The 15,102-nt window shown below is 71.3% G+C and carries 15 protein-coding genes; 8 read left to right on the top strand and 7 right to left on the bottom strand.

Annotated elements, in window-relative coordinates; all coding sequences use genetic code 11:
* Positions 1-45: 45 nt before the first annotated feature.
* From AB0L71_RS15055 to AB0L71_RS15040, 4 genes are all read right to left on the bottom strand, one after another.
* Positions 46-1,212: a GGDEF domain-containing protein gene (locus tag AB0L71_RS15055; protein WP_365242537.1), complete on the bottom strand. Its 1,167-nt coding sequence runs from the start codon at positions 1,210-1,212 to the stop codon at positions 46-48.
* A gap of 85 nt (positions 1,213-1,297) precedes the next feature.
* The gene (locus AB0L71_RS15050) at positions 1,298-2,110 is read right to left on the bottom strand and encodes an enoyl-CoA hydratase-related protein (RefSeq protein WP_365242536.1); all 813 of its coding nucleotides are present in this window, start codon (positions 2,108-2,110) and stop codon (positions 1,298-1,300) included.
* A gap of 114 nt (positions 2,111-2,224) precedes the next feature.
* A complete protein-coding gene (locus tag AB0L71_RS15045) occupies positions 2,225-3,397 on the bottom strand; it encodes an adenylate/guanylate cyclase domain-containing protein (RefSeq protein WP_365242534.1) in 1,173 nt (390 codons plus the stop codon).
* Positions 3,398-3,630: 233 nt separating this feature from the next.
* Positions 3,631-4,497, bottom strand: a complete 867-nt coding sequence (locus tag AB0L71_RS15040) for a biotin--[acetyl-CoA-carboxylase] ligase (RefSeq protein WP_365242532.1) — start codon at positions 4,495-4,497, stop codon at positions 3,631-3,633.
* A gap of 132 nt (positions 4,498-4,629) precedes the next feature.
* Between AB0L71_RS15040 and AB0L71_RS15035 the strand changes: the two genes are divergently transcribed.
* From AB0L71_RS15035 to AB0L71_RS15020, 4 genes are all read left to right on the top strand, one after another.
* Positions 4,630-6,222, top strand: a complete 1,593-nt coding sequence (locus tag AB0L71_RS15035) for an acyl-CoA carboxylase subunit beta (protein WP_365242530.1) — start codon at positions 4,630-4,632, stop codon at positions 6,220-6,222.
* Positions 6,223-6,236: 14 nt separating this feature from the next.
* A complete protein-coding gene (locus AB0L71_RS15030) occupies positions 6,237-6,443 on the top strand; it encodes an acyl-CoA carboxylase epsilon subunit (protein WP_365242528.1) in 207 nt (68 codons plus the stop codon).
* Positions 6,444-6,525: 82 nt separating this feature from the next.
* Positions 6,526-6,654 (top strand): hypothetical protein, encoded by a 129-nt coding sequence (locus AB0L71_RS15025; protein WP_365242526.1) that lies wholly within the window; start codon positions 6,526-6,528, stop codon positions 6,652-6,654.
* Between the two features lie 122 nt (positions 6,655-6,776).
* Complete coding sequence (locus tag AB0L71_RS15020) at positions 6,777-7,388, top strand: nucleoside triphosphate pyrophosphatase (protein ID WP_365242524.1); 612 nt, start codon at positions 6,777-6,779, stop codon at positions 7,386-7,388.
* A gap of 6 nt (positions 7,389-7,394) precedes the next feature.
* Here AB0L71_RS15020 and AB0L71_RS15015 read toward each other — a convergent pair whose 3' ends face one another.
* Positions 7,395-7,868, bottom strand: coding sequence for a hypothetical protein (locus AB0L71_RS15015; protein WP_365242522.1), 474 nt, complete (start codon positions 7,866-7,868; stop codon positions 7,395-7,397).
* 420 nt (positions 7,869-8,288) lie between these two features.
* Between AB0L71_RS15015 and AB0L71_RS15010 the strand changes: the two genes are divergently transcribed.
* Both AB0L71_RS15010 and AB0L71_RS15005 read left to right on the top strand, forming a co-directional pair.
* Positions 8,289-10,043 (top strand): biotin carboxylase N-terminal domain-containing protein, encoded by a 1,755-nt coding sequence (locus AB0L71_RS15010; protein WP_365242520.1) that lies wholly within the window; start codon positions 8,289-8,291, stop codon positions 10,041-10,043.
* A gap of 176 nt (positions 10,044-10,219) precedes the next feature.
* Positions 10,220-10,822, top strand: coding sequence for a helix-turn-helix domain-containing protein (locus AB0L71_RS15005; protein WP_365242518.1), 603 nt, complete (start codon positions 10,220-10,222; stop codon positions 10,820-10,822).
* 97 nt (positions 10,823-10,919) lie between these two features.
* Here the strand turns inward: AB0L71_RS15005 and AB0L71_RS15000 are convergent, their stop codons facing one another.
* A complete protein-coding gene (locus tag AB0L71_RS15000) occupies positions 10,920-11,885 on the bottom strand; it encodes a DeoR/GlpR family DNA-binding transcription regulator (RefSeq protein ID WP_365242516.1) in 966 nt (321 codons plus the stop codon).
* 185 nt (positions 11,886-12,070) lie between these two features.
* Positions 12,071-13,510: an NAD(P)H-quinone dehydrogenase gene (locus AB0L71_RS14995; protein WP_365242514.1), complete on the bottom strand. Its 1,440-nt coding sequence runs from the start codon at positions 13,508-13,510 to the stop codon at positions 12,071-12,073.
* Between the two features lie 261 nt (positions 13,511-13,771).
* Here AB0L71_RS14995 and AB0L71_RS14990 point away from each other — a divergent pair, with 261 nt between their 5' ends.
* Together AB0L71_RS14990 and AB0L71_RS14985 are read left to right on the top strand one after the other, a co-directional pair.
* Complete coding sequence (locus AB0L71_RS14990) at positions 13,772-14,209, top strand: gamma-glutamylcyclotransferase (protein ID WP_365242512.1); 438 nt, start codon at positions 13,772-13,774, stop codon at positions 14,207-14,209.
* A gap of 100 nt (positions 14,210-14,309) precedes the next feature.
* On the top strand, positions 14,310-15,102 hold a 793-nt coding region (locus AB0L71_RS14985; RefSeq protein WP_365242510.1), incomplete at its 3' end, for a purine-nucleoside phosphorylase.

Genomic DNA, 15,102 nt, shown 5'->3' with positions numbered 1-15,102 from the left:
ATGTCACCAGCAGCCGCCGATGAGCCTCGCCGATCCGACCCCCGGTCAGGGCCGGCTGCCGCGCAGGTGCCGGCGGTCGTGCGGGGACTTGGGCGGCGCGTCGGCCAGCCGGATCACCTCGTCGTCGCGTCCCGCCACGACGGGCTTCAGGGAGCGGGCCGCCTTGGCCCGGTACTGGGCCGCGTCGGCCAGCCGGAAGAGCCGTCGCGCGGACACCACCGGGCCGACCGGGTCCCCGGTCGACGCGATCCCGCACGCCACCCCGTCACCGAGCTCCAACTCGGCCGCCCGCTCGCAGAGTTCGGCGGCCACCCGGATCACTTCGTCCGCCTCGGGGCCCACCGCGAGCAAACAGAACTCGTCACCGCCGAGCCGGGCCGCCAGCGCACCGGTCAGCCTGGCACCGCATCGGGAGAGCACCGAGCCGAAACGTTCCAGCAGGCGGTCGCCGACCTCATGGCCATGGGTGTCGTTGACCCCCTTCAGGCCGTTGAGGTCACAGACGACCAGACTGACCACGGCCCCGTCCGCGAGGTGCCGTTCCACCGCCTCGTCGAGCCGCACATCCACGGCGCGGCGGTTGGCCAGCCCGGTGAGCGGATCGGTGAAGGCGAGCCTGCGGACCTCCTCCAGCCGCTCGGCCTGGACGATCCCGGCGGCGACGACGGCGGCCAGCACGGTCGCGAAGTCCGCGTCCTCCCGCCCGAACACCGGAGCCCCCACCGGGCGGGCCACATACAACTCGCCCCAGGCCCGCCCATGCAGGACGATCGGCGCGATCACACAGCAGCCCCGCCCGCGCCGACGCAGGGCGGACACCCGCTCGTGGAAGTACACATGCCCGGCTCCGCACTCCCCCGCACCCTCGCCCGACGGGCGCCGCACCGAGTCGTCGGCGGTCTCCACCCAGGCATCCGGCTCGCCGCCCGCGGCCCACCGTTCGTGCAGGAACTCGGTGATCTCCGGGAACTGATGCACCGGATACACCTCCTCCTCAGGAAACTCTTCCTCCCCTTCACCCCGTTCTCCCGCATTGACCAGCACACGCAGCCGCCCTCGCTCCCGCTCCCACACGGAGAGCGCGGCGAAGCTGCCACCCAACGCCTCGCACGCGCCCAGCGCAGCAGCCCGCCACGCCCCCTGGGGGGTGTGCGCCGCCGCCATCGCCTGCGCGAGCGAAACCACGGCCCGCAGCCGCACCTTGTCACCCATTGCACCAGCTTATGTAGTTTTGTGGTGATTTGATCAACGCAAGACGTCGGAGATGTCCGGTTCGTGTCCTCATGGACACGCAACGTCACTCACCGGGCCAGTTCGGCTTCCGCTTCTCGTTGAACGCGGCCACACCCTCGGCCCGGTCGCCCGAGAAGGCCACCGCCCGCCAGGCGGCGTCCTCGACTTCGAGTCCGGCCCGCAGATCGAGCCCCTGCCCGAGCCGCAGCGCCCGCTTGGCGGCCCGCAGCCCCACCGGGGAATGCGCGGCGATCCGGCCCGCGAGCGCCAGCGCGGCCTCCCGGTCCCGGCCGGCCTCCACCAGCTCGTCGACCAGCCCCGAACGATGGGCTTCCGCCGCCTCCACCCGCCGGGCCGTGAAGACCAGTTCGGCGGCGCGCGCGGCCCCGATCCGCCGCGGCAGCAGCTGAGTGCCGCCGCCGCCCGGAATGACACCGACCGACACCTCGGGCAGGCCCACCACGGCCGTGCGGTCGGCGACGATCAGATCGCAGGACAGGGCCAGCTCGAACCCGCCGCCGAGCGCGAAGCCGTGCACCGCCGCGATCGACGGCATCGGCAGTTCGAGCACGCCGGTGTACGCGGCACGGGCGGTGGGGCGCTGGCGCAGCAGATCGGCGTCGGTGAAGGAGTTCCGCTCCTTCAGGTCCGCACCCACACAGAAGGCCCGCTCATGGCTGGAGGTGAGGACGGTGACCCTGACCCCCGGATCGGCGGCGAGCGCGGCACAGGCGGCGGCGATCGAGCGCGCCATCTCCGTGGACACCGCGTTCATCGCCTTCGGCCGGTCCAGGACCAGTTCGGCGACGTGCTCCTGCCCCTCGTGGACCCGTACGACAATGCAGTCCCCGAACCGCTGCTCGGACATGACGGCCATGGCTTCACCCCTCCGGTTAACGATCGTTATCGGAGGGATCCTAGGGGGAGTTTCTGTCGGGCGACAGAAAATAGTGCGGGGACGGTCCGGAGGAGGGAACGGCCCGGAGCAGGATCAGGCCGTGCCCCGGCGCGCCAGCAGCCAGGGCTCCACCACACCCAGCCCGCGCACCGGTCGCTGCCACATCGGTTGCAGCCCGTAGCGATACGAGGGCAGAGGCGCCGGCTCCACGCCCTCCCGGCGCTCCCGCTCGGCCGCCGCGGCCTCCGCCGCCGCCTTGGCCTCGGAGGCCGGGGCATCGCCGGTGCGCGTGAGCTCCTCCGCGAAGGCCCCGTCCACCAGGACGGCGTCCTTCGGCGCTATCGAGGTCAGCCGGCTGGCGAGATTCACCGTCGTACCGAAGACATCGCCCATTCGGGTGGTGACGGTGCCGAACGCCATGCCGACGCGCAGCGCGGGCATCGTCTCGTCCTGGGCCATCGCCTCGATCAGACGCAGCGCGATCTCGGCCGCGGTGCCCGCGTCGTCCGCGGCGTAGAGGACCTCGTCGCCGAGTGTCTTGATGAGCCGGCCGCCGTGGGCGGCGACCAGGTCGGCGCAGGTGGTCTCGAAGGACTCGACCAGTTCGCCCAGCTCCTCCTCCTCCAGCCGCCGGGTGAGCCGGGTGAAGCCGACGAGGTCGGCGAATCCGACGGCCAGGCGCCGGTCGACCATCTCCTCGTCGTCGGCCGCCTGCACGACCCGGCCGGTGGCGGCGGCGAGCTGGCGCCGCCACACGTACACCAGGAACTCCTGCAGCTCCGGGAGGAGCAGCTCCACCAGGGGGTAGGTGACCTCGGTCCGGGTCATCCCGGGTTCGGGCGGCTCGGTCAGCCCCTCCAGGAAGGAATCGATCTGCCACTCCGCGAGCCGGGCCGTGGTCTGGCCGGTGGACCGGGCCACCTGGATCGCCATGGGCTCGCTGAGCAGGCCCGCCTCGACGAGACCGGCGAGCCGGCGCAGCGCCAGTACGTCCGCCTCGGTGAGCGCCCTGGCCTGTCCGATGTCGGCGAAGCCCATGGCCCGCCAGAACCGGGAGGCCAGGTCCATCGAGACACCGGCGGTACGGGCCGCCTGGAACGCCGTGTACTGACGGTCGGAGCCCAGGATCAGCTGTTCGAGCCGGATCGCGAGCGGGTCGTCGCTCGGTTCCGCCGTGTGGTCGACTTCGTGATGCGGTGTCGGGTGGACCGAGCGGTCCGACGGGGGCTCCGCGCCCGCGCCGGAGGTCGTGTCGTCGACGGTCACCAGCCGCCTCCTGCCCGTTCCCTGCGCACTGCCCTGCCGATCTGTCGGTGGATCGCCTCAACGATACGGCAGGTGTGCCGTGGCTCACGTCGCCCGGTGCGCCGGGACTGCTCGCGGGCGGGCCGGTCAGCCGCACCGCGCCGCCCCGGCGGGGTCCCCGGGCCCGTGGTCACGCCGCGGGCGGGGTCCCCGCGCCGCGCGGGCGGCGGGCCCGGCCCGGTCGGTGCGCCGGCTCAGACCAGGCCGCCGCCGACGCCCCGCAGATGCACGATGTCGCCCGCCGACACGGGTTCCTGGAGGCCGTCGGCGGTGGACACGATCAGCCGGCCGTCGCCGTCGACCGCCATGGCTTCGCCGGTGAGCGTGCGACCGCCGGGCAGTTGGGCGCGCACGGTCCGGCCGAGCGTCGCGCAGCCGGCCGCGTACGCCTCCTGAAGACCGCTCCGCGCGGCGTCGCCGTCCGCCGCACGCCACTGCCGGTACCAGTGCTCCAGCGAGCGCAGCACCCCTCGCAGCAGCGTCTCGCGGTCGGTGGAGACCGCCTCGGCCAGGAGCAGTGAGCCGGCGGTGGGGGCGGGGAGTTCGTCGGCGTGCAGCGAGACATTGAGGCCGATGCCCACGACGACGCCGTCACCGGCGCGCTCGGCCAGGATGCCGCCCGCCTTGCGTTCCTCGCCCGCCACGGTCACGAGCAGGTCGTTGGGCCACTTGAGAGCGGTGTCGACGCCCGCCGCGCGGGTCAGGCCCGTCGCGATCGCGACACCGGTGAGCAGCGGCAGCCAGCCCCACCGGTGGACGGGGACGTCATCCGGTGTCAGGAAGACGGAGAAGAACAGGCCGGAGCGGGCCGGAGCCGTCCAGGTGCGGTCGAGGCGGCCCCGGCCCGCGGTCTGTTCCTCGGCAACCAGCACGGCGCCCTCGACAAGACCCGCACCCGCCCGCCCGGCCAGATCGGAGTTGGTGGAACCGGTGGTCTCCACGACGTCGAGCGAGGTCCACAGGCCGCCCTGCTTCAGCAGCCCGCGGCGCAGCGCGGGAACGTTCAGAGGAGGCCGGTCCAGGTCCGACCAACGACTGTGTGACGCATCCGAAGGTGTCATGCAAGCCAGACTAGGTGTGGGAAAGGACGCACTGCCGAACCGGATACGCGCCGATACGCTACGGAACAGTAGGTGTTACGAACCTGATCAGCAGCACAGTCGTCCCGTGACCAGGCAGGGAGCCGCCACCCGATGTCCGAGCCGGAAGAGATCGACATCCACACCACCGCGGGCAAGATCGCGGATCTTCAGCGCCGTATCGACGAAGCCACGCACGCGGGCTCCTCCCGTGCGGTCGAGAAGCAGCACGCGAAGGGCAAGTTGACTGCCCGCGAACGGGTTGATCTGCTGCTGGACGAGGGTTCCTTCGTGGAGCTCGACGAGTTCGCCCGGCACCGCTCCACCAACTTCGGCATCGAGAAGAACCGCCCGTACGGGGACGGTGTCGTCACCGGCTACGGCACGGTCGACGGCCGCCCCGTCTGTGTGTACTCGCAGGACTTCACCATCTTCGGCGGCTCGCTCGGCGAGGTCTACGGCGAGAAGATCGTCAAGGTGATGGACTTCGCGCTGAAGACCGGCTGCCCGATCATCGGCATCAACGACGGCGGTGGCGCCCGGATCCAGGAAGGCGTGGTGGCGCTCGGCCTGTTCGCCGAGATCTTCCGCCGCAATGTGCACGCCTCGGGCGTCGTCCCGCAGATCTCGCTGATCGTCGGTCCGTGCGCGGGCGGCGCGGTCTACTCCCCCGCGATCACCGACTTCACGGTCATGGTCGACCAGACCTCGCACATGTTCATCACCGGCCCCGACGTCATCAAGACCGTCACCGGCGAGGACGTCGGTTTCGAGGAGCTCGGCGGCGCCCGCACCCACAACACCACCTCCGGTGTGGCCCATCACATGGCGGGCGACGAGAAGGACGCCATCGACTACGTCAAGTCGCTGTTGTCGTACCTTCCTTCGAACAACCTCTCCGAGGCTCCGGCCTTCCCGGAGCCCGCGGATCTCACCACCACCGACGAGGACCGCGAGCTCGACACCCTCGTCCCGGACTCGGCGAACCAGCCGTACGACATGCACAGCGCCATCGAGCACGTGCTGGACGACGGTGAATTCCTGGAGACGCAGGCCCTGTTCGCGCCGAACATCATCACCGGCTTCGGCCGCGTCGAGGGCTACCCGGTGGGCATCGTCGCCAACCAGCCGATGCAGTTCGCGGGCTGCCTGGACATCAACGCGAGCGAGAAGGCCGCCCGGTTCGTCCGTACCTGCGACGCCTTCAACGTGCCCGTCCTGACCTTTGTCGACGTCCCCGGCTTCCTGCCCGGCGTCGACCAGGAGTACGGCGGCATCATCCGCCGCGGCGCCAAGCTGATCTACGCGTACGCGGAGGCCACCGTCCCGCTGATCACGGTGATCACCCGCAAGGCGTTCGGCGGCGCGTACGACGTCATGGGGTCCAAGCACCTCGGCGCCGACATCAACCTCGCCTGGCCGACCGCGCAGATCGCGGTGATGGGCGCGCAGGGCGCCGTGAACATCCTGCACCGCCGCACCATCGCGGCCGTCACGGACCCCGCCGATGCGGAGGCCACCCGCGCCGAGCTGATCGCCGACTACGAGGACACGCTGCTCAATCCGTACGTGGCGGCCGAACGCGGCTACGTGGACGCGGTGATCATGCCGTCCGACACCCGCGTCCACATCGTGAAGGCGCTGCGCCAGCTGCGCACGAAGCGGGAGTCGCTGCCCCCGAAGAAGCACGGCAACATCCCCCTCTAGAAAGGGCCCTGACCATGATCAAGGTCGTCCGGGGCAACCCGACCCCTGAGGAGCTGGCTGCCGCACTCGCGGTGGTCCGGGCGCGGGCCGCGGCAGGGCCCGACCTGCCGTCCGAGGCCCCGACGCTGTCCGGCCAGTGGGCCGATCCGGGGCGCATCGCCCGGCGCGAGCGCCGTCTGCCGGGGCCGCGGGCCTGGGCCCGGACGTACTGGCCCGGATGAGCGCGGAAGCACCCCGCATGCGGTCGGGCGCCTGAGTACCCGTACTCAGGCGCGCCGTCCGCCGTCGCAGCACGATCGGTTCATGCTGTGGTCCGACCCGAAGAACGAACCGCCCGAGGAACTGCGCGCCGCCCAGAACATGATGCGGCGCGCGGGGCTGGTCCTCGCGCTCGCGATGCTGGTCGCGATGTTCGTGGTCGGGACGCGGTAGAGGGTGCGACGGCGTCGTGCCCCGGCCAGGCGCGGGGCACGGCATCGCGCGGGGCCCTCCCGGGGCGTGGCCCCGCGCACGGCCCGGGGTTCCGCCCCGGACTCCGGCCGGCCCCTTCTACGATGGCCCGTATGACTGATCAGCGCCGTCTCGTGCTCGCCTCCGCCTCCCCCGCCCGTCTCGGCCTGCTGCGACAGGCCGGTTTCGCGCCCGAGGTGATCGTCAGCGGAGTGGACGAGGACGCCCTGAGCGCCCCGACGCCGGCCGAGCTGGCCCTCGTGCTCGCCGAGGCCAAGGCCGCAGCGGTGGCGGCCAGGCCGGAGACGGCGGGCGCGCTCGTCATCGGGTGCGACTCGGTCCTCGAACTCGACGGCCAGGCACTCGGCAAGCCTGCCGACGGCGAGGAGGCCATCGCCCGCTGGAAGTCCATGCGCGGCCGGGCCGGTGTCCTGCAGACGGGCCACTGCGTCATCGACACCGCGAACGGGCGTACGGCCTCGGCGACCGCCTCCACGACCGTTCGCTTCGGCGAGCCCACGGACGCCGAGATCGCCGCCTACGTGGCCTCGGGCGAGCCGCTCCACGTCGCGGGCGCCTTCACCCTGGACGGCCGCTCGGCACCGTTCGTCGACTCCATCGAGGGCGACCACGGCAACGTCATCGGGCTCTCGCTGCCGCTGCTGCGCCGGCTCCTGGGCGAGCTGGGGATCTCCGTGACCGAACTCTGGGTCTGAGCCGTCTCAGGCGGTGGCCGGAGCGCCCGGTTCGGCGCCGTCCGCGGGCCGTTCGGTCCCTTCTCCCTGTCCCCTGTCGGCCCCGGGGCCATACGCCACCAGCGTCAGCACGATCAGTCCGAGCACCACCATCAGCACCGCGAACGCGGTCCAGCCGACCAGGCCGACCGTCAGCGCTCCCAGCACCCCGTGCACCACGGCACAGGCGATGAGGGCGACACGGGCGACACGGCCGGGCGCCCGGTCACGGATGCCGGCCGTCAGCAGGGCCAGCCCGCACAGCAGCAGATAGACGCCGGAGACGATGCCGATCGCCCAGGTGCCCTTGACCATGGCACCGGGGTCCATCCCGGCCAGTGACATGTCCTGGTTGTCGACGACCGTCGCCAGGATGCCGTTGAGGACCACGACGCCCACGGCTTCCGCGAACAGCACGATCGCGGACACGAACGCCACCGGTCTGCGCACCACGGCGCCCACCCCCTGTTACCAGCAGTACCTCCGACAGCGCGGACCCTACTAACCGGTAATGCTCCGGACAAGGGCCCGCCGCTCCTTGCTCCCTTCTCGCTCACGCCCGCAGCCGAGAAGGGCGCCCCCTGCGCGCTCTTCGCACTCGGCTCCTCGCGCTTCGGCACGTCCGGCAAAGAATCACTCCCCCATTAGTGGGGACTCCACAAAGAATCCCCATGTGCGACTGCCTGCCCGGACAGAGATCTGGACCACACCTCGTGGCTACTGTGCGGTCATGATTCGCGGCGTACCTTGGTGCCACAAGGGATTTCGCGACTGGAGCAGGCCTCGAATCACACTCCGTGTGGGCAAGCTCACCAGTAGGGACGGGTCGTACCACCGTGTCGGTAGTCCCTAAACTCAGCTTGTTTCAAGGAGGGAGCCATCGTGCGCAAGGTGCTCATCGCCAACCGTGGCGAAATTGCTGTCCGTGTTGCTCGGGCATGCCGGGATGCCGGTATCGGGAGCGTGGCCGTCTACGCCGACCCGGACCGCGACGCTCTGCACGTCCGTACGGCGGACGAAGCATTCGCCCTGGGCGGTGACACACCTGCCGCCAGCTACCTGGACATCGCCAAGGTGCTCCGGGCGGCCGAGGACTCCGGCGCGGACGCGATCCACCCGGGCTACGGCTTCCTGTCGGAGAACGCCGAGTTCGCCCAGGCCGTCATCGACGCGGGCCTGACCTGGATCGGCCCGCCGCCGCAGGCGATCCGGGACCTCGGTGACAAGGTCGCCGCCCGTCACATCGCGCAGCGCGCGGGCGCCCCGCTGGTGGCCGGCACCCCCGACCCGGTCTCCGGTGCCGACGAGGTCGTGGCCTTCGCCAAGGAGAACGGACTGCCGATCGCGATCAAGGCCGCCTTCGGTGGCGGTGGTCGAGGCCTGAAGGTGGCGCGCACCCTGGAGGAGATCCCGGAGCTGTACGACTCCGCCGTCCGTGAGGCCGTCGCGGCGTTCGGCCGCGGGGAGTGCTTCGTGGAGCGCTACCTCGACAAGCCGCGCCACGTCGAGACGCAGTGCCTGGCCGACACCCACGGCAATGTCGTCGTCGTCTCCACTCGTGACTGCTCGCTCCAGCGCCGCCACCAGAAGCTGGTCGAGGAGGCCCCCGCGCCGTTCCTCACCGAGGAGCAGAACGCGCAGCTGTACGCGGCGTCGAAGGCCATCCTCAAGGAGGCCGGTTACGTCGGTGCGGGCACCGTGGAGTTCCTCGTCGGCACGGACGGCACGATCTCGTTCCTGGAGGTCAACACCCGCCTCCAGGTCGAGCACCCGGTCACCGAGGAGGTCACCGGTCTCGACCTGGTCCGGGAGATGTTCCGGATCGCCGACGGCGAGAAGCTCGGCTACGACGACCCGGCCGTGCGCGGGCACTCCTTCGAGTTCCGGATCAACGGCGAGGACCCGGGCCGCGGCTTCCTGCCCGCCCCGGGCACCGTCACCGTGTTCTCCCCGCCGACCGGCCCCGGTGTCCGTCTCGACGCGGGCGTGGAGTCCGGCAGCGTCATCGGCCCCGCCTGGGACTCGCTCCTGGCGAAGCTCGTCGTGACCGGTGCGACCCGCGAGCAGGCCCTTCAGCGGGCGGCCCGCGCGCTGGCCGAGTTCCAGGTCGAGGGCATGGCCACCGCCATTCCGTTCCACCGTGCGGTCGTCGCCGACCCGGCGTTCACCAGCAACCCGTTCCAGGTCCACACCCGGTGGATCGAGACCGAGTTCGTCAACGACATCAAGCCTTTCACCGCCGTCGCCGACGGAGAGCCGGAGGAGGAGACCGGCCGCGAGACCGTGGTCGTCGAGGTCGGCGGCAAGCGTCTCGAGGTCTCGCTGCCCTCGTCGCTGGGCATGAGCCTGGCCCGCACCGGGCTGGCGGCCGGGGCCAAGCCCAAGCGCCGCGCGGCGAAGAAGTCCAGCTCCACGGCGTCCGGCGACAGCCTGGCGTCCCCGATGCAGGGCACGATCGTCAAGATCGCCGTCGAGGAGGGCCAGGAGGTCCAGGAGGGCGACCTCGTCGTCGTCCTGGAGGCCATGAAGATGGAGCAGCCGCTGAACGCGCACCGCGCAGGCACCATCAAGGGTCTCGTCGCCGAGGTCGGCAGCTCGGTCTCGTCCGGCGCCGTGATCTGCGAGATCAAGGACTGACCGGGCGGCATCCGCTCGTGTTCCGGGGCCCTCGGGAAGTCGTGCGACTTCCCGAGGGCCTCGGTCGTCCGTCCGACGGGCGGGCGCGTCCCCGCAGGGCCGAAACGCTCCGGAGTACTCCTCCGGATATCCAATGGCATCCTGGAGCCGGGGCGGAAAAAGTGGAGGACTGCGCCATGGCGATGAGCACGGCACAGACGTCGGTTCGGCCGATGCGCGCCGATGCGCGCCGCAATTACGACCGGCTGCTGAGCGAGGCCCGTACCGCCTTCGCGGAACACGGTACGGACGCGCCCCTGGAGGACATCGCGCGTCGCGCGGGCGTGGGGATCGGCACGCTGTACCGGCACTTCCCGAACCGGCACGCGCTGATGAACGCCGTCTTCCAGGAGGCCCTGGCCTCCCTGATCGCCCGGTCCCACGAACTCGCCGGGGCGGAGCAGCCGTGCCGGGGCCTGGTGGAGTGGCTCGGCGCAATCATCACCCATGCGGGTGAGTACCGCGGGCTCGCCCAGGCGCTCATGTCGACCTCGCGGGACGAGTCCTCGGCCCTGTCGCGCTGCCATGTGCCGCTGCACGAGGCGGGGGCGGCACTGCTGGCACGGGCGCAGGCGAGTGGCGCCGTGCGGGCGGACGTGTCCATCGACGACCTGTTGCAGCTGACGAACGCGATCGCGCTGGCCGCGGAACAGGCGACGGACGACCCGGAGTTGGCGCATCGTCTGCTGATGCTGACGTTGCAGGGGCTGAAGGCGCCCGACGCGGACGGGAGTCGGTGAGGTCGTAGCCGGCCGACGGGCCGTGGGACCGGAGAGGCCGCCCGGCTGCGCCGCGATTCCTCCCCGGCCCGGAAGCGGAAACCGGAGCCGAAATCCCTTACCGGCGCCGCAGATCCGCGGCCCTCGCCCGGTCCCCCTGCCCCGGTTCGGCCAGCACCGCCGCACTCCGCAGCTGCGGTGCCCCGGGGCCGCTCCCCCGGGTACGCCGCTGACCGGGCAGGGGCATGTCCCGGCGGCCCCGGGGGCCCGGCGGGGGAACCTCGGCCGACGCGGGGCCGCTTCCGGCGCCGGCCACCGCAATCTGCACCCCCTGGTCGGCCAGGGCCTGCAGTTCGGTGGCGGCACGCTCGTCGTGGCCGGGCGGTTCGTCCGTCACCAGGCGGGTGATGAGATCCGTCGGCACCGTCTGGAACATGGTGTCGGAGCCGAGCTTGGTGTGGTCCGCGAGGACCACCACTTCCGCCGCGGCCTGCACCAGGGCCCGGTCCACGCTCGCCGAGAGCATGTTGGACGTGGACAGGCCACGCTCCGCGGTGAGCCCGCTCCCGGAGAGGAACGCGCGCGAGACCCGCAGGCCCTGGAGGGACTGCTCGGCCCCGCTGCCCACCAGGGCGTAGTTGGAGCCGCGCAGGGTCCCGCCGGTCATCACCACTTCCACCCGGTTGGCGTGGGCCAGCGCCTGGGCGACCAGCAGCGAGTTGGTGACGACGGTCAGACCGGGTACGCGCGCGAGCCGGCGGGCGAGCTCCTGCGTGGTCGTACCGGCACCGACGACGATGGCCTCACCCTCTTCGACGAGACCGGCTGCCAGGTCGGCGATGGCAGTCTTCTCGGCCGTGGAGAGATGGGACTTCTGTGGAATGCCGGACTCGCGCGTGAAACCACCCGGCAGGACCGCACCGCCGTGCCGGCGGTCGAGGAGTCCTTCTGCCTCCAGCGCCCGCACGTCCCGACGCACGGTCACTTCGGAGGTCTGGACGACGCGGGCGAGCTCACGGAGCGATACCGCCCCGTTGGCGCGCACCATTTCGAGGATCAATTGACGACGTTCTGCAGCGAACACGAAACTGACAGTAACGTGGCCGCCCGAGTGTTTTCAGCGGTTTGCGCCGAATAACGGAAGTTGTACGCGGAAGGGGCCGCCAAGTGATATAGGCGGCCCCTTTGTTGCTCGCTCCTGACCGCCGAACCCCCGACCGGCGGTCAGGATGCCGTGAACGGCCGGGAAGACCGAGTTCCCGGAGGGTTCTACGACTCGGCGGTGAGCTTGCGCGTGTGCAGCTGACGGGCCACTTCGGCGATCGATCCCGACAGGGACGGGTACACGGTGAAGGCATTTGCGATCTGTTCGACCGTCAGGTTGTTGTCGACCGCGATCGAGATGGGGTGGATCAGTTCGCTCGCCCGCGGCGCGACGACACAGCCGCCGACCACGATGCCGGTGCCCGGCCGGCAGAAGATCTTCACGAAGCCGTCGCGGATGCCCTGCATCTTGGCGCGCGGGTTGCGCAGCAGCGGCAGCTTGACCACCCGTGCGTCGATCGTGCCGGCGTCGACGTCGGCCTGGGTGTAGCCGACGGTGGCGATCTCGGGGTCGGTGAAGACGTTCGAGGAGACCGTCTTCAGGTTCAGCGGGGCCACCGCGTCCCCGAGGAAGTGGTACATCGCGATCCGGCCCTGCATGGCGGCGACCGAGGCGAGAGCGAAGATCCCGGTGACGTCACCGGCCGCGTACACGCCGGGGGCGCTGGTGCGGGAGACCTTGTCGGTCCAGATGTGGCCGGACTCCTTCAGCCGGACCCCGGCCTCCTCCAGGCCCATGCCCGCACTGTTCGGGATCGCGCCGACCGCCATCAGGCAGTGCGAGCCGGAGATGACCCGGCCGTCGGCGAGGGTGACCTCGACCCGGTCGCCGACACGTTTCGCCGCCTGGGCGCGGGAGCGGGCCATGACGTTCATGCCGCGGCGCCGGAAGACGTCCTCCAGCACGGCGGCGGCGTCCGGGTCCTCGCCCGGCAGCACCCGGTCGCGGGACGAGACGAGCGTGACGCGCGAGCCGAGCGCCTGGTAGGCGCCCGCGAACTCGGCACCCGTCACACCGGAGCCGACCACGATGAGCTCCTCGGGAAGCTCGTCGAGGTCGTAGACCTGGGTCCAGTTCAGGATGCGCTCGCCGTCCGGGAGCGCGTCCGGGATCTCCCTGGGGTGGCCACCGGTCGCTATCAGGACGGCGTCGGCGGTGAGCCTCTCCTCCGTGCCGTCGGCGGCGGTCACGACGACCGTGCGGGAGCCGTCGGCGGCCTGGAGGCCTTCGAGACGGCCCCGTCCGCGCAGCACCCGCGCGCCGGCACGGGTGACGGAGGCGGTGATGTCGTGGGACTGGGCGAGCGCCAGACGCTTCACCCGTCGGTTGACCTTGCCGAGGTCGACGCCGACCACCCGGGCCGCATGCTCGTTGTACGGCGTGTCGTCGGCGACGATGATGCCCAGCTCCTCGTACGAGGAGTCGAAGGTGGTCATCACCTCTGCCGTCGCGATCAGGGTCTTCGAGGGCACGCAGTCGGTGAGCACCGACGCGCCGCCGAGGCCGTCGCAGTCGACGACGGTCACCTCCGCGCCGAGCTGGGCGCCCACCAACGCCGCCTCGTACCCGCCGGGTCCTCCGCCGATGATCACGATCCGGGTCACGAAAAGTCCGCCTCGCGTATGTCATCCCGCGGCCGTCTGCTGCCCCGGCCGGGGGTCCGGGGGGTGACCCCGGGGAATGCAGTACGTACTTCATTGTCCCGCACGCGCCAAGGTGCTTCGCTCCGGGGCCCTCCAAACGAGGGCGGAAGCGGGCGTGGCGGGGCTCGGGGGCTGGTCCGGGGGCCTGGACCGGGCCCGCGGGTGAGAGTCTTCCTCGCGGGAGTCGACGTTCCGCCCACGACCTCCCGTACTCTCGATCCCATGTCGCTCTACGCCGCGTACGCCGGCAACCTCGACGCGCGGCTGATGACGCGCCGCGCACCGCACTCCCCGCTGCGCGGCACCGGCTGGCTCAACGGCTGGCGGCTGACCTTCGGCGGGGAGCAGATGGGCTGGGAGGGCGCGCTCGCCACGGTGGTGGAGGCCCCGCGCTCCCAGGTCTTCGTCGCGCTGTACGACCTGGCTCCGCTGGACGAGGACTCCATGGACCGGTGGGAGGGCGTCGGCCTGGACATCTACCGGCGGCTGCGGGTGCGGGTACACACCCTGGACGGCGAGGAGCCGGCCTGGATGTACGTACTGAACGGATACGAGGGCGGGCTGCCATCCGCCCGCTACCTGGGCGAGATCGCCGATGCCGCGGAGTCCGCGGGCGCGCCGCACGACTATGTGATGGAACTCCGCAAGCGTCCGTGCTGACCGCTCGACCAGCCTTTTTGTAGGAATGTATGTGCACATCCGGTCAGAGTCTGTAGAGGGGCATCTACGCGCGTAGGGAATCACCGGCTACCCTCATCGCGTGAACGCATCAGTTATCCCGGACAACATCCAGGGCGACCCGCACGCCGCAGCCGCCGACGCCGCCGCCCGCCTGCGCGAGCTGACCGGTGCCGAGACCCACGACGTCGCACTCGTGATGGGTTCCGGCTGGGCACCCGCGGGCGATGCGCTCGGCACGCCGGAGGCCGAGTTCCCGGTGACCGACCTGCCCGGCTTCCCGGCCCCCGCAGTGGAGGGGCACGGCGGCACGATCCGCTCGTACCGGATCGGCGAGAAGCGCGCCCTGGTCTTCCTCGGCCGCACGCACTTCTACGAGGGCCGCGGCGTGGCCGCTGTCGCGCACGGGGTCCGTACCGCCGTCGCCGCGGGCTGCCGGACCGTCGTCCTGACGAACGGCTGCGGCGGTCTGCGCGAGGGCATGCGTCCCGGACAGCCGGTCCTGATCAGGGACCACATCAACCTGACCACCGCGTCCCCCATCGTCGGCGCCAACTTCGTCGACCTGACCGACCTGTACTCGCCGCGGCTGCGCGCGCTGTGCAAGGAGGTCGACGAGACCCTCGAAGAGGGCGTGTACGTACAGTTCCCCGGCCCGCACTACGAGACCCCGGCCGAGATCAACATGGTCCGGGTCATGGGCGGCGACCTGGTCGGCATGTCCACCGTGCTGGAGGCCATCGCCGCACGGGAGGCGGGGGCCGAGGTACTGGGCATCTCGCTGGTCACCAACCTGGCGGCGGGGCTGAGCGGGGAACCGCTCAACCACGAGGAGGTGCTGCGGGCCGGCCGGGAGTCCGCCACCCGCATGGGCG

The sequence above is a fragment of the Streptomyces sp. NPDC052052 genome, from assembly GCF_040680455.1.
Classification (GTDB): domain Bacteria; phylum Actinomycetota; class Actinomycetes; order Streptomycetales; family Streptomycetaceae; genus Streptomyces.
Note: the sequence above shows the minus strand (reverse complement) of the source record. Positions and strands in the feature narration are given on the sequence as shown.

Coding starts and splice junctions, on each gene's coding strand:
- AB0L71_RS14990 (WP_365242512.1), top strand. CDS start 13,772: ATGTCGCTCTACGCCGCGTACGCCGGCAACCTCGACGCGCGGCTGATG.
- AB0L71_RS15030 (WP_365242528.1), top strand. CDS start 6,237: ATGATCAAGGTCGTCCGGGGCAACCCGACCCCTGAGGAGCTGGCTGCC.
- AB0L71_RS15040 (WP_365242532.1), bottom strand. CDS start 4,497: ATGACACCTTCGGATGCGTCACACAGTCGTTGGTCGGACCTGGACCGG.
- AB0L71_RS15055 (WP_365242537.1), bottom strand. CDS start 1,212: ATGGGTGACAAGGTGCGGCTGCGGGCCGTGGTTTCGCTCGCGCAGGCG.
- AB0L71_RS15035 (WP_365242530.1), top strand. CDS start 4,630: ATGTCCGAGCCGGAAGAGATCGACATCCACACCACCGCGGGCAAGATC.
- AB0L71_RS15005 (WP_365242518.1), top strand. CDS start 10,220: ATGGCGATGAGCACGGCACAGACGTCGGTTCGGCCGATGCGCGCCGAT.
- AB0L71_RS15025 (WP_365242526.1), top strand. CDS start 6,526: ATGCTGTGGTCCGACCCGAAGAACGAACCGCCCGAGGAACTGCGCGCC.
- AB0L71_RS15020 (WP_365242524.1), top strand. CDS start 6,777: ATGGCCCGTATGACTGATCAGCGCCGTCTCGTGCTCGCCTCCGCCTCC.
- AB0L71_RS15050 (WP_365242536.1), bottom strand. CDS start 2,110: ATGGCCGTCATGTCCGAGCAGCGGTTCGGGGACTGCATTGTCGTACGG.